Origin of the sequence: Paenibacillus timonensis, assembly GCF_022427145.1 — a bacterium.
Taxonomy (GTDB): domain Bacteria; phylum Bacillota; class Bacilli; order Paenibacillales; family Paenibacillaceae; genus Fontibacillus; species Fontibacillus timonensis.
Map to the genome: position 1 here is coordinate 20,814 of NZ_JAKSXN010000022.1, position 18,999 is coordinate 39,812.

20 protein-coding genes are annotated in these 18,999 nt (G+C 54.1%); all 20 read right to left on the reverse strand.

Annotated elements, in window-relative coordinates; all coding sequences use genetic code 11:
* Window positions 1-204: 204 nt before the first annotated feature.
* The 20 genes from MJ257_RS10505 to flhA all read right to left on the reverse strand — a co-directional run bounded on the left by MJ257_RS10505 (window position 205) and on the right by flhA (window position 18,997).
* On the reverse strand, window positions 205-1,002 hold the full coding sequence (locus MJ257_RS10505) for a phosphatidate cytidylyltransferase (RefSeq protein ID WP_240269210.1): 798 nt from the start codon (window positions 1,000-1,002) through the stop codon (window positions 205-207).
* A 19-nt stretch (window positions 1,003-1,021) separates the two neighbouring features.
* The gene (gene uppS, locus MJ257_RS10510; RefSeq protein ID WP_240269211.1) at window positions 1,022-1,789 is read right to left on the reverse strand and encodes an undecaprenyl pyrophosphate synthase; all 768 of its coding nucleotides are present in this window, start codon (window positions 1,787-1,789) and stop codon (window positions 1,022-1,024) included.
* A 71-nt stretch (window positions 1,790-1,860) separates the two neighbouring features.
* Window positions 1,861-2,415, reverse strand: coding sequence for a ribosome recycling factor (gene frr / locus MJ257_RS10515; RefSeq protein ID WP_178021849.1), 555 nt, complete (start codon window positions 2,413-2,415; stop codon window positions 1,861-1,863).
* A complete protein-coding gene (pyrH, locus tag MJ257_RS10520; RefSeq protein WP_240269212.1) occupies window positions 2,415-3,143 on the reverse strand; it encodes a UMP kinase in 729 nt (242 codons plus the stop codon). Before pyrH ends, frr begins: the two co-directional genes overlap by 1 nt.
* A 93-nt stretch (window positions 3,144-3,236) precedes the next feature.
* Window positions 3,237-3,887, reverse strand: coding sequence for a translation elongation factor Ts (tsf, locus tag MJ257_RS10525; protein WP_240269213.1), 651 nt, complete (start codon window positions 3,885-3,887; stop codon window positions 3,237-3,239).
* A gap of 202 nt (window positions 3,888-4,089) precedes the next feature.
* Entirely contained in the window at window positions 4,090-4,788 is a 699-nt protein-coding gene (rpsB, locus tag MJ257_RS10530) for a 30S ribosomal protein S2 (RefSeq protein WP_178021846.1), read from the reverse strand.
* Window positions 4,789-5,013: 225 nt separating this feature from the next.
* Entirely contained in the window at window positions 5,014-5,631 is a 618-nt protein-coding gene (locus MJ257_RS10535; RefSeq protein ID WP_240269214.1) for a hypothetical protein, read from the reverse strand.
* A complete protein-coding gene (locus tag MJ257_RS10540; protein ID WP_240269215.1) occupies window positions 5,628-6,260 on the reverse strand; it encodes a hypothetical protein in 633 nt (210 codons plus the stop codon). The genes MJ257_RS10535 and MJ257_RS10540 overlap by 4 nt, the downstream gene beginning before the upstream one ends.
* A gap of 23 nt (window positions 6,261-6,283) precedes the next feature.
* The gene (locus MJ257_RS10545; RefSeq protein WP_240269216.1) at window positions 6,284-6,604 is read right to left on the reverse strand and encodes a hypothetical protein; all 321 of its coding nucleotides are present in this window, start codon (window positions 6,602-6,604) and stop codon (window positions 6,284-6,286) included.
* A 64-nt stretch (window positions 6,605-6,668) separates the two neighbouring features.
* Window positions 6,669-8,078, reverse strand: a complete 1,410-nt coding sequence (locus tag MJ257_RS10550; protein WP_240269217.1) for a FapA family protein — start codon at window positions 8,076-8,078, stop codon at window positions 6,669-6,671.
* A 44-nt stretch (window positions 8,079-8,122) separates the two neighbouring features.
* Entirely contained in the window at window positions 8,123-8,911 is a 789-nt protein-coding gene (locus tag MJ257_RS10555; RefSeq protein WP_240269218.1) for a FliA/WhiG family RNA polymerase sigma factor, read from the reverse strand.
* 15 nt (window positions 8,912-8,926) lie between these two features.
* Complete coding sequence (locus MJ257_RS10560) at window positions 8,927-9,349, reverse strand: hypothetical protein (protein ID WP_240269219.1); 423 nt, start codon at window positions 9,347-9,349, stop codon at window positions 8,927-8,929.
* A 2-nt stretch (window positions 9,350-9,351) separates the two neighbouring features.
* Window positions 9,352-9,849, reverse strand: a complete 498-nt coding sequence (locus MJ257_RS10565; protein WP_240269220.1) for a chemotaxis protein CheD — start codon at window positions 9,847-9,849, stop codon at window positions 9,352-9,354.
* The gene (locus MJ257_RS10570) at window positions 9,839-10,435 is read right to left on the reverse strand and encodes a chemotaxis protein CheC (RefSeq protein ID WP_275693777.1); all 597 of its coding nucleotides are present in this window, start codon (window positions 10,433-10,435) and stop codon (window positions 9,839-9,841) included. The genes MJ257_RS10565 and MJ257_RS10570 overlap by 11 nt, the downstream gene beginning before the upstream one ends.
* A 36-nt stretch (window positions 10,436-10,471) precedes the next feature.
* Window positions 10,472-10,933 carry a chemotaxis protein CheW gene (locus MJ257_RS10575; protein ID WP_240269222.1) on the reverse strand — a complete coding sequence of 154 codons (462 nt, stop codon included), beginning with the start codon at window positions 10,931-10,933 and terminating at the stop codon, window positions 10,472-10,474.
* Between the two features lie 32 nt (window positions 10,934-10,965).
* Window positions 10,966-13,038, reverse strand: a complete 2,073-nt coding sequence (locus MJ257_RS10580; RefSeq protein ID WP_240269223.1) for a chemotaxis protein CheA — start codon at window positions 13,036-13,038, stop codon at window positions 10,966-10,968.
* Window positions 13,039-13,152: 114 nt separating this feature from the next.
* A complete protein-coding gene (locus MJ257_RS10585) occupies window positions 13,153-14,631 on the reverse strand; it encodes a protein-glutamate methylesterase/protein-glutamine glutaminase (protein ID WP_240269257.1) in 1,479 nt (492 codons plus the stop codon).
* Between the two features lie 27 nt (window positions 14,632-14,658).
* The gene (locus MJ257_RS10590) at window positions 14,659-15,546 is read right to left on the reverse strand and encodes a MinD/ParA family protein (RefSeq protein WP_240269224.1); all 888 of its coding nucleotides are present in this window, start codon (window positions 15,544-15,546) and stop codon (window positions 14,659-14,661) included.
* A complete protein-coding gene (gene flhF / locus MJ257_RS10595) occupies window positions 15,543-16,964 on the reverse strand; it encodes a flagellar biosynthesis GTPase FlhF (RefSeq protein ID WP_240269225.1) in 1,422 nt (473 codons plus the stop codon). Before flhF ends, MJ257_RS10590 begins: the two co-directional genes overlap by 4 nt.
* A complete protein-coding gene (gene flhA / locus MJ257_RS10600; protein ID WP_270407240.1) occupies window positions 16,961-18,997 on the reverse strand; it encodes a flagellar biosynthesis protein FlhA in 2,037 nt (678 codons plus the stop codon). Before flhA ends, flhF begins: the two co-directional genes overlap by 4 nt.
* Window positions 18,998-18,999 lie beyond the last annotated feature (2 nt).

Below are 18,999 nucleotides of genomic sequence, written 5' to 3' on the forward strand. Positions count from 1 at the left end.
CCGATTTTAAATCCACCTTTTCAATAAAAGATTTAAAATCGGGTTTTTAGCACCAAGAAGGTTGGATGAGGCTAGGGACTGAGCAGCGCAGCGTAGCTGGAGGCTACGTGAGCAGCGGAAGGCCCGGCTGAATTCAAGATTCGACGTCGAATCCGCACCTTCGACACAGCTTCGTGCTGGGAAGCCGATTTTAAATCCACCTTATTAAGGAAGGAGGGTTAGGATATGTATGAACGGGAACACCGCGATCCAACTATCGCACCGATCCAAAATCCCGCCATGGCCGGGCAGCAGCTTGCCCGAATCCTTGATGCCGTAGACGCGTTTGTACGCCGATTGGATCAGGTCGCCAAATTGACCGAGCACTGCGGCGGAAATTCCCAGCAACACGGCTCGTCCGACCGTGAGCAATCCGCCGGAAGCAAAGGCGAAGATGACGGCAACGATCACGGCCAGCAAGACGCCGCCCAGCGCCCCTTCCACGGTTTTGTTCGGGCTGATCGCAGGCCACAGCTTATGTTTGCCGAAGCGACGGCCGGTGAAATAGGCGCCCGCATCGCTGCTCCATATCGCCGCTAGCATCAGAAACGTCCAGAACAGGCCATGACCGTCAGGCGTATTGCGCGTTTCCGCGATGGCCGCAAATCCGATGCCAACGTAAACCATGCCCAGGTACAACATAGCGACTTGGCCGATCGGCATCTCGTTTTTGCTGATCACGGTTACGGCTAAAAAGAGCAGCATGAACAACCACAACACTGCGGAATCGCCGAGCGGTCTGGCGATATCGAGCAGGCGCCACGGAAACGCTAAATAGACCACGCCTAAGAAACCCAAAAGAGCAGGTCCTTGGAACGCCGGAATACGGGTCATTCGCACAAATTCGTAATATCCGATCAGAGCCATAAGCAAAATGAGTACATGATAGAGGGTTCCGCCCAACCAGCACATTCCGAGGAAAAAGCCGCCGGCGATGATGCCCGTAATCAACCGCTGTTTCACCAGTCTACACCTTCCATCGCTAGGTTAATCCGCCGTATCGCCGCGTGCGGCGCTGATATTCCCCCACCGCTTCAACCAAATGTTCCTTGCTGAAATCCGGCCAGAGGATATCCGTGAACCACAGTTCACTATAAGCCGTTTGCCAGAGCATAAAATTACTTAACCGCAATTCACCGCTCGTACGGATCAGCAAATCAGGTTCAGGCAACCCGGCGGATAGTAGCCTGGATTCGAACGTGTCCGACGTAATGTCTTCCACCGACAGCTCGCCAGACTGAACGGCCCTGGCGATATCTTTCACGCTTTCCGTAATCTCGCGGCGGCTGCCGTAATTCAAGGCAAAATTCAAGATCAAGCCCGTGTTGTGTTTCGTCCGCTCAATCGCTTCCTCCATTGCGGCAATCGTATGCTTGGGCAGTTCATCCGTATACCCCATCATCCGGACCTGGACGTTCTTCTCAACCAACTCATCCAGTTCAATCGCCAGAAACTCCTGCGGCAGCGACATCAGATAATCGACTTCATCCTTCGGCCGCTTCCAGTTCTCCGTCGAGAAAGCGTACAGCGTCAAAATGGAAATGCCCAGTTCGTCCGCCGCAATCGTGGCCCGCTTTACGGCTTTCATCCCCGATCGATGGCCGACGATTCGCGGCAAACCGAGCCTGCGCGCCCATCTTCCGTTGCCGTCCATGATAATGGCGACATGTTTCGGGATATTGTCCGGGGACAGGCTGACGGATGTCCCAGATTTCTTCTTTTTCCGCCAGGGTTGAAATAGCTTGATCATTCCTTTTCCTCCAGCCGATGATGAAAAAGAGACAAAACCCCACCGTAATAGGAGGGGCCGCTTTTTGTCTCTTAGACTTCCATGATCTCTTTTTCTTTCGCAGCGAGGACCTTATCCACTTCCGCGATAAACTTATCCGTCGTTTTCTGAATGTCTTCCTGGTGCCGGCGCGACTCGTCCTCAGAAATATCGGTCTTCTCCAGCTTCTTGATGTCGTCGTTCGCATCGCGGCGGATATTGCGGATCGCGACTTTCGCCTCTTCGCCGAATTTCTTCGTCATCTTCACGAGCTCGACACGGCGTTCCTCGGTCAAGGCCGGAATGGACAAGCGAATGGACGTACCGTCGTTCGCGGGGGTTAAACCTAGATCCGATTTTTGGATCGCCCGCTCGATTTCCGATAGCGACGATTTGTCCCAAGGTTGGATCATCAACGTCCGGGAATCCGGCGTGTTGATATTGGCCAACTGGTTGATTGGGGTTGGCGAACCGTAATAATCAACCTGAATGCGATCAAGCAGCGAAGGCGTAGCTCTTCCGGCGCGAAGCGTCGATAGATCTCTTTTCAAGGCCTGAATCGCTTTGTCCATGCGTTCTTCGGCATGTTTCTTAATCGTTTGCGGCATTAATCTACACTCCCTTTGACGATCGTTCCGATTTTCTCACCGAGAACGACGCGCTTAATGTTCCCTTGTTCCGTAATGGCAAAAACGATCAACGGGATATCATTGTCCATGCACAGCGAGGACGCCGTGGAATCCATGACCCCCAGGTTCTTGTTCAGCACTTCCAAATACGTGAGGGATTCATACTTCACCGCGTTCGGATCAACAAACGGATCTGCGGAGTATACGCCATCCACTTTATTCTTCGCCATGAGGATCACTTCCGCCTCGATTTCAGCCGCACGCAGCGCAGCCGTCGTGTCCGTGGAAAAGAACGGATTGCCCGTGCCCGCCGCAAAAATCACGACCCGGCCTTTCTCCAAATGGCGGATCGCCCGGCGCCGGATGTACGGTTCGGCGATTTGCTGCATCGCAATCGAGGTTTGCACCCGGGTAGGCACCTCGATTTGCTCGAGCGCATCCTGCAAAGCCAGAGAATTCATCACCGTGGCGAGCATCCCCATATAGTCCGCGGTGGCGCGATCGATGCCTTTGGCACTGCCGGCAATCCCGCGCCAGATGTTGCCGCCGCCGCATACGATGGCCACCTGCACGCCCAGCTCCACCACTTCCTTCACCTGCTCGGCGATGGATGTAATCGTTTCGGCATCGATGCCGTAACCGTTTTGACCGGCTAGCGACTCCCCGCTGACCTTTAAGACAACACGTTTAAACACTGGCTGTTCCAAATGTATACCTCCACATCGAACTCATTCGCGGGTTAAAAAAGAAGGAACACGGCGTGTTCCAACTTTCCTTCACATGTATGTGAGATGGTCTGCTTATTTGTTGACTTGGGACATAACTTCTTCTACGAAGTTGTCGACTTTTTTCTCCAGACCTTCGCCAAGTTCGTAACGAACGAAACGACGGATGGAGATGTTTTCGCCGATGGTGCTGATTTTTTCTTTCAGCAGTTGCTCAATCGTTTTGTCCGGGTCTTTAACGAATGCTTGTTCCAGCAAACAGAACTCTTCATAGTATTTGCCGATGCGGCCTTCGACCATTTTCTCGACGATTTTCTCCGGCTTGCCTTCGTTCAGGGCTTGAGCTTTCAGGATTTCTTTCTCTTTCTCGATTTCCTCTTGCGGAACTTCTTCCCGACGAACGTAGCGAGGGCTCATCGCCGCGATATGCATCGCAACGTCGCGAGCAAATTCTTTGAACTGTTCGTTTTTGGCTACGAAGTCCGTTTCACTGTTGATCTCAACCAGAACGCCGATACGGCCTCCTGCGTGGATATAAGATTCAACAACGCCTTCCGTAGCGATACGGCCCGCTTTATTCGCAGCGGCAGCCAGACCTTTTTCACGCAAAAACTCAATCGCTTTCGTCATATCGCCGTTTGCTTCTTCCAGCGCTTTTTTGCAATCCAGCATCCCCGCGCCAGTTTTTTCACGTAGTTCCTTGACCGATTTTGCATCAACAGCCATGTTTAATTCCCTCCATATCGATATATAGGGTATGCCCCTTCAATTCTTAAAGGTATAAAACCACTCGCATATGTAATAACATCGTAATGACCAGCCGATTTTATACCGTCTTCTTCACTTTAAAAAAAGGGTAGTGAGAGGTTTGACACCTACCAACCACCCTTTTCATTTAATTTATCGATTTAGCGTATGGCCAAAGCCATTAAGCCGTCGTTTGCTCGCCTTGGTGAGCTTCGATTACGGCATCCGCCATTTTGCCAGTCAACAGTTTCACGGCGCGGATGGCGTCGTCGTTACCCGGAATGACGTAGTCGATTTCGTCCGGATCGCAGTTCGTGTCGACGATGCCTACAATCGGGATACCCAATTTGCGAGCTTCGGCAACCGCGATGCGTTCTTTGCGAGGATCGATGACGAACAGGGCGCTAGGCAAGCCCTTCATGTTCTTGATCCCGCCCAGGAATTTCTCGAGACGTTCTTTCTCTTTGCGAAGAATGATGACTTCTTTCTTCGGCAATACGGTGAACGTGCCGTCTTCTTCCCAAGTTTCCAATTGCTTCAAACGGTCGATCCGTTTTTGAATCGTTTGGAAGTTGGTCAGCGTACCGCCGAGCCAACGTTGGTTAATGTAGAATTGACCCGCGCGTTCTGCTTCCTCTTTCACGGAGTCTTGAGCTTGTTTCTTCGTACCTACGAACAGAATGGTTCCGTTCTCTTCGGCAACGCTCTTAACGAAGTTATAAGCTTCTTCCACTTTCTTGACCGTCTTTTGCAGGTCAATGATGTAAATACCGTTTCTTTCGGTGAAGATATAACGATCCATTTTCGGGTTCCAGCGACGAGTCTGGTGACCGAAGTGAACGCCTGCTTCAAGCAGTTGTTTCATGGAGATTACTGCCATCTTCACGCACCTCCTAAGTTTGGTTTTTTTGATGCTTCCTCCGCAGGTTTCATTTCCCACCAAGACTCCCTTTATCGTAAAAGCGAGCACCCTTGGCGAAATCAACCTACGTGCGTTATAACACCGTCAATTACTATACCATAAGTAAAAAAGGGATGCAACCGAAGTTTGACGTAAATTGACGGCATAAGAAAAAGGCACCCCGGGTGCCTTTTCATGCATTTCCTATTCGGTCTCGGAAGCTTTGGGCGAGATTTTAGAAATGATCGAATCGAAATCCTCACCCGCTTCAAAAGTATACGTCCCCGCCCGAACCTTGTAGTTGATCTTCTTGGATACGGCCGTCTTCAAGAACGCGCTCTTGTCCGCAATAACCCCCGCCTGCTCCAAGCCTTGAGCGACGCCTTCCAACGTCGTGCCGCCGACGATCTTGTATTCCACCGTCGCCGGCTGAGGCGAATCCGGATTGGCCGGCCCCTTCGTATCGCCGGCTTTAGCGCCAGGTACCGCTTGTCCATCGTCCGTCCCCGGATTGGCCGGGGTTTCAGGGACCGTCGGCGCATTTGGCTGTTCTGGGGCATCTGGAGATTTCGTGCTGTTCCCCGCCTCGTCGGCAGGGGGATTCTCGGCTTGGCCGGACCGCTCCAGCCATTCCTCTTCCGTCAACAGTTCCTGATCCGCCTCCACGACCTTTAAGCCCGCCAGCACGGCGGCACGTTCAATCTGCTCCTTCGTATAGAGCTCTTTGTTGCCGCCTTGACCGATCAGCATTAACTGGAGGAGCAATGCTCCGGCGATGAGTCCGCACCCCAATCCCAGCATAAATTGGCGGTTCTTCATCATCGGGACTCCTCCTTCTTGGCCAACTGCAGGATCAGCTGGACCTCGCCGCGTTGAAGACCCATCGTTTTGGCGATCATGTCAATGGATTTCCCTTTGCCATAAAGCTCGAACAGTTCAGGATATCGATCCCGAACCTGCTCTTGCGGCGGCTCCGGTTCCTCCGGCAAGGACGACGGTTGGCCTAGAATTTGGGGTTCGGACTCCGCGGCAGCCGCAGCGTCATCTGGTGGCATGAAAGTTTGGGACGCAGCCCCCTGCCCTACGGAAGCAACGCCGGCTTGCTTCTCTACGCTGGCACCTTCCAGGAGAACGAGTCGCGTTTCGCATTGCTTAGCGGAAGCTTCCGCATCGCCCAAACGCCGGCGCAGCTCGGCGATTTGCTCCTGCTGAGCCAACTGCTTGGCGACGAAATCCTGCTTCATCTGCGCGACCATATCGATCAGTTCTTGGTTTTCGTTTTCGATCTCCGCCATATATTGCTCCAAGGTGGCCTCCAGCTCTGCGGTCATATCCGCTTTGGGCGCCGACGCGGCTTGACGGCCCGGGAGCAGCAGGGCATAGACGAGTGCCGCTGCCCCAAGCAATACGATGTAAAACCAAGGCTCTCCAAATGACAATGTAATCCTCACCTTTTGCGTTGATGTGTTCTCTTCTATAAAGACAAGTCGATGTGGCGGCCTTTATAGGGATGTTCGGCCCTATGCTCCTGTGCCTGCTCGTCCGGATTGTCGCCGGAACGGCCATGTTCCTGTTCCCGCGCGAAAGAACCATTTCCTTCCCGCCTTACGGTCGTATTATGGGCGCTCTCATCCACGCCGGCACTACGCCGACGCTCTATCTCGCTGTCCTTTAAGGCTTGAACCGATAACAGACTTTGGTCGAGAATAGGTCGATGCTGCTGATCATGCTGAACACGTCCCGCCTCGCTGGTCCGTGGGACCGCGATTTGCATTTCCACGGATTTCATATTCATGGGATCACCTCATTTAAAACGAAGAGAATGGATAATTCGAATATCGTTCCTATGAGTGCCTTTCCTAGATGTAAGCCGACATGGAAATATCCCCTTCGCTAAAATAAAAGGACATTCGCGAAATGGGCTCCTTAATGTACTTGGTATATCTCCCGATGACGATTTTGGATCCGCCGTAAATCATTTTAAGGACGTCGACCCGCGCTTTGCCGGTATCCTCGAGCGCCTTTTCTATCGTCAGCATGCGTTCCTTCATCAGGTTGAGTTCCTGCATGTTGGATTTCTTGGTCATATTGAGCTTCGACCGCATCTCCACCTTATCAGGAGTCAATTTGCCCATGGAAGCGAGCTGATCCAGCAAAGTAAGCGCCTTCTCCGTTTTGTCCAAGTTAGCAAGCTGATCCTTGACCTGTTGGCGCAGTTCTTGCAACTCGTTCCGAAGCTCCGGCAAGGCCCCTACTTCGATCGAGGTCGTTGTCGACATCGGGTTGCCGATAATCCTTGCAACCACTTTCTCGCCCGCCTGGATGTTCCCCCCGACGATCAAACCTTTGGCGCCGCTGCAGATGACGTCGCGTCCGGCACGAATATTGGAGTGCATGATGCTCTGCGAGACGATGACGTCTTCGCCCGCCTGAACATTGCCGTCCTGGATAAACGAGCTTTTGATGTTGTGTCCCGCTTTAATCAGACCTTTGTTGTATCCAATAATACCTCCGGTAATTTCGACGGACCCTTCGGCAATCAACTCAGCCCCTTCGACCCCGCCAACGACGCGAATGTCCCCGGCAGCGCTGATTCGAAACCCTGTCAGCACATTCCCGCGGACAACGACCGTTCCTACGAAATCGATATTCCCGATACTGTAATCCACGTCCCCGTTAATTTCATAGATCGGGAACACGTTCAGCTTTCCTTTATCCGTCCGCGTCACCAGGCCGTCGATGGCGGCATACATCGCGGTCTGTTCGGGGTTCAACACGACGTTCTTTCCGATTTTGAACCGCGCTTCTTTGCCTTCGCGGCAAGGGATCGGTTCGCCGGTCACCGCTGTGCCGGGGCGTCCTGGAACAGGAGGCACGAGTTCCGCGATCAGTTGTCCTTTGCGGATATTGTTTAACCGCGTGACATCCTTTAAATCAACCTTTCCGTCCTCGGATTCAACGGGCCGATGCTGATTGTCATCGTCAAGGGAAATCGCATGGCGGATAAACCCGTTTTCCCCGTGAATCGGTTCCAGTCCCATGGCAATCGGCGTCTTGCTGAAAAAGTACTCTTTGGGATTCGCCGCGAAACGCTTTACGATATCTTCCTGAATCCCGTATTTCAAGCCTTCGCTTTTCAGGAATTGAAGCAGCGCATCCACCGTACAGGCAAAATCGTCTTCCTTCTTCAAAAACTGCAGATAGGCCACCGTCTTATCGTCGTTCAGCGTTACACTAAGGATCTGCTTTAAATCATCCAGAAGCTCCACGAAGCCGTTCCTCCCTCCATCATACACTCGCTTAAAATAACCCGTCAGTCTTCACGCATCAACAGATCACGTTGCTTCTCCAAGCTGCCGCGAAGGCGCAATATCGCCTTGGAATGTAGCTGCGAAATCCGCGAGGGCGACAAAGACATGACCTCGGCGATTTCGCTCAAGGATAAATCCTCGTAATACAACAGGGAGACGACCGTACGCTCTTTCTCGGTCAGCTTCTCGATTCCTTTGGCAAGAGAATCGCGCAAATAAAACTCCCTGACTTTATAATCCGGGTTTTTTGCTTTTTCGTCAACGAGTAAAGTAAGACGAGTCTCCGATTCCTCTTCGCGAATCGGATCCTCCAGGGAACAAAGCGTCATGACGGCAACATCTTGGAGCATGCTTTGAAATTCCTTCTCGCTGATATTTAAATAGGAACTCATCTCGGAATCTGTGACAGAGCGGAGATATTGCTGCTCCAAATGCTGGTATCCCTCTTCGATTTTCTTGGCTTTCTCTCTCACGGATCGGGGAACCCAGTCCCCTTGCCGCAGGCCGTCCAAAATAGCTCCCCGAACCCGCCAGGATGCATAGGTCTCGAATTGAAGTCCCCGTTTGTAATCAAACTTTTCGACCGCATCGATTAATCCCATGACCCCATTGCTGGCGAGATCGTCCTTAGATACGTTTTTGGGCAAGCCGACGGCGAGACGTCCTGAAACGTAGTCGACAATGGACAGATACTTCTCGATAAGTTGTTTCTTGGCCTCCAAATCGCCGTGCTCTTTCCAACTTTCCCAAAGGTCGGCATGATTCAGAGTGGATGTCTTCCGTTCGTTCAATTGCCTTCACCCTCCTTATTGTTCTGTCAGGTGACGAACGACCTTAACCAGCTCTTCAGGATCTTTGTCGTCAGGTGTCTTTACTAATTTAGGCGGATTCAGTGGCGCAAATTGCATCTCCACATCCGAAGCGGCCGGAGCAGGCTTTAACAGATCGCCCAGTTGCTCGCTTTCATCCGGCGTCATCAGGTCAAGATTGCCGCCCTTGCCTCCTTCGGCAGCCGGGACTGTCTCCCCCGCGGAGACGAAATCGCTCGGCATTTCCTTCAGAAACCCAAGCACCCAGCCTGCCGCAAACGCAAGCAGGAACCAGACGGCAAATGAAATGAGACCTCGGATAAAGCTGGTCATGAACAAATTGTTCCCCGCCGAAACGGCAAACGTAATCAGAAAACCGATCAAGCCCGACAACAAGTAATATCTCAATTTTCCTGGCATGGCTACAATTCCTTTATTCCCATTTGTACACTTCGCACATATAAGATTCCCGTCATGCTGTCCAATTCGATGGTTCGGCCATAATTGCCGCCCGTATCTTCCGCGAGCAAAGGGATGCTAAGCTCGGACAGCTGTTGCTTGCAAGATTCTACATTTCGCGGACCGATTCGCATCGAGTCGCCGCTGCTGGCAAAGGTAAACATCTGTGAACCGCCGGCCATTTTGGCGACCAGGCGGCCAGGAGCCGCACCAAGCTCCAGCATCTTCCGGTACAGTTCCGGAATAGCGGTATCCGCATACTTGGCGATATTCAAAGCCCCTTCCCGGGCGATATCCGAGGAAGGCAGCATCACATGTGCAAGACCGGCTACTTTGAGTTGCGGGTCAAATAATGTCAGCCCTACACAGGAGCCTAGGCCAGTTGTTCGTATCAATCCCTGCTGAGTAATGACATTCAACTCGGCCATGCCTACCTTGACGATATACTGCTCATCGATCATGATCAATGGGTACCCCAAGCGCTGCAAAGATTTTGGCGAAAGAGTCCGGATCAGGAATGAGGAAGAACTGTCCTTCCACCTCGTGATGACCTTCAATAAAAGTCGTATCGATCAGCAGGGCGGAATCCCCCATTTCACCAAACTGCAGGAGTCCGTAACTCAAGATCGCACCCGCCATATCAAGCGCCAGCGCAGGAACGGTAGGCGACATCGACAGGGAAGTGAAATCGGCCAACGACGATAAATACGACCCGGCCAAAATATTTCCGATTTCCGATAACGCCGACCATTCCATTTCCGAGAAGGTTTCTTCATTATCCACGGTGATGCCGGCCAAACGATGCAGCAGCTTCTTCGCTGCCTCTGGGCTCAGGATGAAGAACAGATTGCCCGGCGCATCTCCTTCAACGCGGAAGAACACCGCCAGCACCAGGTTCTCCGCACCGCCGACGCGATCCGCAATCGCCTCGAACGGAAGCATCTGGACCTTGGGAACGGCCATATCGATCGGCTTGTCCAGCAGCTTGGACAGCGCGGTAGCGGCGTTGCCCGCTCCGATATTGCCCACTTCCTTTAAAATGTCCATTTTGAATTCCTCAAACCCTTTGAACAAATCCACGTTTTAGCCCTCTAAGCTTTCCAATTGAATGATTTCCTTCCGGCTTAACACTTCGGACAGATTCAGCATCACCAGCAAGCGTTCCTCGGAAATGCGGGCTACCCCGTGGAGATATTTGGCCTTAACGCCTCCAACCACGTCCGGCGGCGAGTCGATCAAATCGGTATTCAGATCGATAACGTCGTTGGCGGAGTCCACGATGAATCCGACTTCCATCTCGTTTGCCGCGACGATGATGATCCGGGTTTGATCGGTGTATTCGGCTTCCGGCAGCCCAAAGCGACCGCGCAGATCGATGACCGGAATGACCACGCCGCGCAAATTGATGACCCCTTTGACGAACGCATACGTTTTGGGAACGCGGGTAATCGGCATCATGCGCTCAATCGTTTGGACTTTGTCCACGTCGATGCCGTATTCCTCATGACCCAATTTAAATACGATGACTTTTAATTCCTCTCCCATGTGGAAACCCTCCTTAGAGTGTAAAACTGGCCTTATTTAATGAAAGCATTCGGATCGATGATGAGTGCGACTTGGCCGTCGCCCAAAATCGTTGCACCGGCAACCCCTTGCACCGAGGGCAGATACTTGCCCAGATTCTTAATGACGATCTCGCTTTGGCCGATGAAATCTTCCACCGTTAATGCGGCTAACCGATCTCCTTTGCGGATCACGACGATTTCCGTTTCCTCCTCGTCGTTTTCCGAGAAGCCGGGAATGTCAAACAGCTTGGCGAGCGACATCAAAGGAATATGCGTATCGCGGTATGCGACCATCGTATAGCCGTGCACTTCCCGAACCTGTTCGCGCCGGATTAAGCCGGTTTCGACGATCGAGGACAATGGAATCGCATATTTCTCTGTTCCGACCTTGATCAACATCGCGGAAATGATCGACAAGGTCAGCGGGAGTTGAACCGAAAACTTCGTCCCGGAACCCAGTTTCGACTCGACGGATACGACCCCGCTCAAGGATTCGATTTTGGATCTGACGACGTCAAGTCCTACGCCGCGTCCGGAAATGTCGGAGATGACTTCCGCGGTACTAAAGCCCGGAGCGAACAGCAACATGAATACTTGCTCGTCCGACATGGCGGCGGCTTCGCTTTCTTTCACGACGCCGTTTTTGATCGCTTTTTGCAAGACCTTGCTGCGGTCGATGCCGTGTCCGTCATCCTCGATTTCGATAAACACGTGGTTGCCGCTATGGAAAGCGCGAAGCTGAACGGTTCCGGTTTCCGGTTTGCCTGCGGCAATCCGTTCGGCCGTGGATTCCACCCCGTGGTCCACCGCATTCCGAAGCAGATGCACTAGCGGATCGCCGATTTCGTCGATGACCGTGCGGTCCAGTTCCGTTTCCGCGCCAACGATGTTCAGGTCGATTTTCTTGTCGAGCGATTTCGCCAAGTCGCGAACCATCCGCGGGAAGCGGTTGAACACGGTATCGACCGGCACCATGCGGAGCTTCAGCACGATGTTCTGCAAATCGCTGCCGACGCGGCTCATATGCTCGACCGTTTCGGTTAAATCGCTGCGTTTGACTTCTTCGGCCAGCTGTTCCAAGCGGGCGCGGTCAATCAACAGCTCGCTGAGCAGATTCATCAGCACGTCCAAGCGGTCGATATCGACCCGGATCGTCCGGGAAGGAGCGGAGGTTCCCCCAGCAGGGCGGGCGTTGTTCTTGGCTTCGGCGGCTGCAGCCGGTTTGGCGGGTGCCGCTTCGCTTGGAGCAGGAGCAGGCGCTACAGCTTCGGCAGCAGCAGCCGTCTCCTTCACCCCGGAAGTGAGCTGCGCGAGTGTTTCATGGTCCAGCGCCGCAACCTGAGCCGAGTCGATTTCCGACAGATTCAGGATCATGCTTTGGATCTCGTCAGCCTCTTTTTGGGTTATGTAATAAAGCGAGAAGCTGCGTTCAAATTTTTCTTGTTCGATGTCTTGTACGGATGGCGAAGATTTTACGATTTCCCCGTATCTTTCCAGGAGGTCGAAGACGAGGTAAGCGCGTGCCGCTTTCAATTGGCAATCCTCCCGGATCGCTACATCGATGTACATCACTTTATGTCCTTCCGTAATGGACTGTTCCAATACGGAGAATTGATATTGATCCAACTGGATGGCCGACGTGCCGGAAGCAGCTGCCCCGGTTGCTGCCGACTTGCTAGCCGCCGAGCTTCCGCCTCCCGCGAAGTCCCCGCGAACGATCGACTGCAGCGAAGCGACGATCTCGCTGACGTCCGCTTTGCCTTCGCCGCCCTGGGTGATGTCCTGCACCATCATTTGCAAGGCATCCAGGCTCTTGAACAGGGTGTCGAAAATAAAGTCCTGCATTTTCAGTTTTTCGTTCCGGACCAGGTCCAGCACGTTTTCCATCTGGTGCGTAAGCGAAGACAAATCCTCGAACCCCATCGTCGCCGCCATGCCTTTCAGCGTGTGGGCCGACCGGAAAATCACCTGAACGATGCTGATATCGTCAGGGTTGCTTTCCAGCTCCAGCATTTTTTCGTTTAATGATTGCAAATGATCGTTCGACTCATCGATAAACATGGATAAATACTGATTCATGTCCATGGTGAGGCACCTCCTCCAAGAGATTCCGTAATTTACAGCAAGAGAGTCGTTTCAAAAAGGCTTCTCTTTTTGAACTCTCCATTTCAGTGGTTAGCCAAAAAAGTCAGGCAGCGATCAATAGCTGACTTTTTTAGCTACCTCTTGTACAAGCTTGGGGCCAATTTCGTATAGCGGTAATACATGGCTGACGCATTTCAGTTCGATTGCCGAGCGCGGCATTCCGAATACGACGCACGTCTCTTCGCTCTCGGCAATGGTGGAAGTCACGCCAGCGTCATACAGCCGCTTCATGACTTTCGCCCCATCGCTGCCCATCCCCGTCAGCAGTACGATATGACGTTTCAGCGCTTGCAGCGGGAGCAGCGATTCGTACAAGACGTCCACCGAAGGTCGATGTCCGTTGCAGGGTTCCGTTTTCGTCAAATGTACGCGGTAACCGCCTGCAGGACTAGGCACGACGTTCATATGGAAACCTCCCGGAGCAATGTATGCCGTACCACTCTGCAATTCCTGGTTTTCTTCCGCCTCAACGACGTTTAATTCGCACAAGCTGTTCAGTCGTTGAGCGAGCGACTTGGTGAAGTTCGGCGGCATATGCTGCACGATGACGATCGGTGCCGGGAAGTCGCCCGGTATTTTCTCCAAGACCGCTTTCAGCGCCTTGGGGCCTCCTGTGGAGGTACCGATCGCAACGAGATCGGTGAACCCCGCCAGAGAGCGGCCGAGCGAAGGCCGCCCTCTGGCAGCAGCGCCGCCCGCCGTTTCACGGGCGGCGGCCACTTCCGCCGCCGACTCCTGCGGCGGCGGTGCCGGCCGGGCCGGCGGGGCGGCTTGCGCCCCGCTGCCCGGCGTTTGCGCGGGCCGCGCCGTCGGCCGCGCGCGCTCCGCCGGCGCCTTCGCCGGGCGCCGGCCCGGGGCCTCCCGGCCGGCGCTTGGCGCGGCCGGGTTCGCTGCGGGCGGCCTCGTCGCTGGACGAGGCGAGCCCGCAAGCGGCTGGCGCGCAGCGGCGGTGCCGCCGGCAAGCGCCTGCCCGGCAGGCGGCGCCGGAGACGCGGCGCCGCCAGGGCTGGAAGCCGCCGTGCCTTGCGCCGGCGGCCTCGGCTTGCCAGCGCCCGCTTGCGGCGGCTTGCCGGCCGCAGGCGGCACCGGCGCGCTCGGCTGCGCTGCCGTCCAAGCGTCACGCCGCTCCTTCGCTTGCATCGCGGCGTGAATCTGCTCGCGCAGCTCGCGTCCGACCTGCTCGATGTCATGCGAGCTCGTGGTCGCCGACGGCTTGCGGATGAAGTCGAAGGCGCCAAGCTCCAGCGCCATGATCGTCTCCCGCATGCCCTGCTCGTTGATGCCGGACAGCATGATCACCGGCAGCGGATGTTCCTTCATGATGACCTTGAGCGCATCCAGGCCGTTCATTTCCGGCATTTCCACGTCCATGGTCACCAAGTCCGGCCGAATCCGCGCGATTTGCTCGATCGCTTCTCGCCCGTTTTTGGCCGTCGCCTGGACCTCAAAAGCCACTTCTTGTTCGATGAGATCCGAGATGATCTTACGCATAAACGCCGAATCGTCTACCACCATCACTCGATAAGGCATCACGTTCCACTCCTGTTCCTTCACGAAGAATCATTTTGCTAGCTTTAACCATTTATGCATAAACCCTTTGATTCCCGATAAAGTATCCCTCGGCTTGGTTTGCGGCACATCCAGGTAAGCCAAAGCCAAACGTTGAATGTCGCGCGCTGCCGAGCAACCGGGGAAAGCGATGGAGAAAGGAACCTGCTTCTTGACCGCCTGCATCACATGCGTATCATCGCTGAGATATCCCAGCGTTGGGATATCCATGTCGAGGAAACGGCCGGCGACCAGCGAAATTTTGTCAGCCACCTGTTTGGCCTCATGCTCCCCGGTGACCCGGTTAATGACCAACCGGAACGGCACGTCCGCCTCCATGCCGTGCACGACCTTGATCAAAGCATACGCATCCGTGATGGAGGTCGGCTCCGGCGTCGTGACGACCAGGCACTCGTCCGCGGCGGTAATGAATTTGAGCGTCTCTTTGGATAAGCCGGCACCGGTATCGAAGAGAATGAAATCCATCTCCTCCGAGATCATCTCGATCTGCGACGTGAAATAATTCAAATCGCCTTCGGATAACGAGAACAGATCTGCAAGCCCCGAGCCCCCCGCAATAAACGGTAAAGCATGCGAGCCCAGCTCCACGATTTCGGTGATATCCTTTTCTCCTTTCAGCAAGTGGTACAAGTTATATCTCGGCCTGACGCCCATCAGCACGTCGATATTTGCCATGCCGATATCGGCGTCGAAGAGCAGTACCTTACGTCCCAAGGACTTTAGGGCTAAGGCGAAATTCAGCGTGAAGTTGGATTTGCCTACGCCACCCTTGCCGCTGCTGATGGTCAAGATCCGTGCCGATCCCTTGCGAACCTTCGGCTCTGCCGAGCCCCCCTGTGACGACACCAGTTGTCTGAGTGCTTGGGCCTGGTCGCTCATAGCTTGCGTGCTCCCAGCAGAAGATCGACCAGCAACTCTCCATCCGCCTGCAGCAGGTCGTCCGGAACATTTTGACCGTTGGTCAGGAATGACACCTTCAGGGGATACTCGTTGAGCAGGTTATAAATCGTGCCTATCGTTTCCGTTTCATCCAGTTTCGTAAAAATCACCTTATCCAAGTTGTATTTGCTAAAATGCTCGGTGATCCGTTTCATGTCCTGTGTTTTGGAGGTCAAGCTTAAGACCAGATAGGTCTCGCTGACATCCGACGGGGCAAGCAGGCTATGCAGCTCCGCCACGAACAGCTCGTTCAAATAGTTCCTCCCTGCGGTATCCATCAGGATCAGATCGCAGTGTTCCAACCGCTGCATGGCCCGCTGCACATCGCCGGGCGACTGCACGATCTCAAGAGGAACGTTCAAGATGGAAGCGTAAGTGCGCAGCTGTTCAATCGCCGAGATCCGGTAGGTGTCGGCGGTGATGAATCCGACCTTCTTGTGCAACCGGAATATTTGGTCGGCGGCCAGTTTGGCGATGGTCGTCGTTTTCCCGACGCCGGTAGGCCCGGCGATGTACACGATTCTCGTGTGTTCGCCTATCCCCTTACCGATCTTGTCATTCAGGAATCCGCCGACAAGGGTGCGAAATTGAGTTCCCAAAGCCTCATCGCTTAAAGACTTACCGGAACTGACCCAAGCTTCATAAATTTCATCAACCCAGGTCTCGGCAAGCTCCGGGCTCACCTCTTGGTTCATTAGCTGCTGTTGGAAGGCTTGCAGGCTTGGCGGCATTTCACGGCCGTCGCCTTGCTTTTTGGCCAACTGGCCCATCCACATCTTCATTTGCCGAATCTCTTCCAGCAAACGCTCTTCCTTCGCGGAGATGGGGCTCTCAGGCATAGGTGCCGAGGTGTGTTCCAGAGCGGCAGCGCTTTGGATCGCCGCCTCTAAGCGGGCCGACGCTGAGTTCAGCGCCGTTTCGGCCGAGGTCTGTCGCAGCTCCGGCCCGGGGGCTTGCGGCTTTGCTGCGGGAGGAATCGGGGTGATGATCGGTTCCTCCCTCTCTTGCAAACCCACCGCCGTCAAAACGGAGGAACTGGCCGCAACCTGCGGAGACGCAGCCTGCTGGGTCAACTGCGATGTCTTGCGGTAGGCTTCCGGCACGGTTTGGCGGGCGACCGGCGCGGGAGCCGGCGGCTTTGCCGGAATCGCCGGCATGGCCGTTTTCGCCTTTGGCGCAGGCGCCGCATTCCCCTCCGTAGCGGCGATCACCTCGATCTTCTTCTTCTGGAACATCCCGAGAAAACCGCCAACCTTCATCTCTTTCGTACTTAAGATGACCGCGTCCGCCCCCAGCTCGCTGCGGATCTTCAACATGGCGTCAGGCATTGTGTCGACGATATACCTTTTGACTCTCATAAATTCACCACCCCGACACTTTGGATTTCAACATTTGGTTCCAGTTCGCTGTAGGATAATACCGGAATATCCTGCATGCTGCGCTCGATGACTTGCCGCAAATACATGCGGATCGTCGGCGAGGTGAGCAGGATCGGCTGATGGCCCGTTTGCACCAAACGGTTAATTTGCTCCGTCAGTTTCTGGAATACGGTTTGCGTTGAAGCCGGATCCAGCGCCAGATAACTTCCCTGTTCCGTCTGCTGTACGCTCTCAGCGATTTTCTTCTCCAGGGTAGGTCCAACGGTAATCACACGCATCGTTTCGCCCGGTTGGGTAAATTGCTGCGTGATTTGCCGGGATAACGCCTGTCTAACGTATTCGGTCAACACGTCGGGATCCTTGGTGTAGGTTCCGTAATCCGCCAACGTCTCGAATATCGACACCATATCGCGTATCGAGATTTTCTCCCTCAGCAGTTTAGCCAGGACCTTCTGCACATCACCAATCGATAAGACCGACGGGATCAACTCGTCGACAAGAACCGCGTAGTTTTCCTTGAGGTTGTCGACCAGGGCTTTGGTCTCTTGACGGCCAAGCAGCTCATGCGCGTGCTTCTTGATCAATTCCGTCAAGTGCGTTGCCACCACGGATGGCGGATCGACCACCGTATACCCGGACAATTCCGCTCGGTCCTTGGTCGCTTCGTCGATCCAAAGGGCCGGCAGACCAAACGCAGGTTCGCGGGTCTCGATACCCGTAATCGTATCGTCATCCATCCCGGGACTCATGGCCAAATAGTGATTAAGTAATAATTCACCGCCGCCTACGACATTTCCTTTTATTTTGATGACATATTCGTTCGGTTTTAGTTGAATATTGTCGCGAATGCGAATGACCGGAACAACCAGGCCTAATTCAAGCGCGCATTGACGCCTGATCATGATGATCCGGTCCAGCAAATCGCCGCCTTGGCCGGTATCGGCCAGCGGAATGAGGCCGTATCCGAATTCGAATTCGATCGGATCCACCTGAAGCAGGTTGATGACACTCTCGGGGCTGCGTACCTCTTCGATTTGCTGCTCTTCTTCCTGTTGTTCCTGCTCGATTTGCCGGCGGTCCATATTTTTCTGCATCTTAAAGGCAGCGAAAATCAATAACCCGGCGAACGGGTACGTCGTCCAAATCCCGATCGGTGTAAACGTACCGAGCAGGACGATGGTCCCGGCTACCACGAATAGCAGCTTCGGATACGTAAACAGCTGCCCCGTAATATCATCCGCCAGGTTTCCTTCCGAGGAGGCGCGAGTGACGATCAGACCGGCTGCCGTGGAAATCAACAGCGCCGGGATCTGGCTGACCAAGCCGTCCCCGATCGTCAGGAGCGAGTAGGTCGAAAGGGCATCCGCAAACGGCATGCCGTGGATCGTCATCCCGATGATAAAGCCCCCGATCAGGTTGATCAGGAGGATGATGATGCTCGCGATGGCATCTCCTTTTACGAATTTACTCGCACCATCCATGGCACCGTAAAAATCGGCTTCCCGTTCAATCTTGCTGCGGCGCTCTCGCGCCTGCTGCTCGTTAATCAGTCCGGCGTTCAGGTCAGCGTCGATACTCATTTGTTTCCCCGGCATCGCGTCCAGCGTAAACCGGGCAGCAACCTCGGCCACGCGTTCCGAGCCTTTGGTAATGACGATAAACTGAACGACCACGAGAATCAGGAAGACGACAAAACCGACAACGGGTTCCCCGTGAGAAACCCATGAACCGAAGGTGGCCACCACGTGGCCGGCTTTGGCCTGTCCCAGAATTAGCTTGGTGGTCGAAACATTTAGCGCCAAGCGGAATAAGGTCGTGATGAGCAGCATCGCCGGAAAGATGGAAAACTGCAGCGCTTCCCGGGTGTTCATCGCAACGAGCAAAATGATCAGCGCAAGCGAAATATTGATAATCAGCAAAATATCCAGCAGCCAAGTCGGGATCGGAACGATCATCAGCAAGACGATGCCGATTATGCCAACAAGAATAAATAAGTCCTTAAATTTCTTCACGT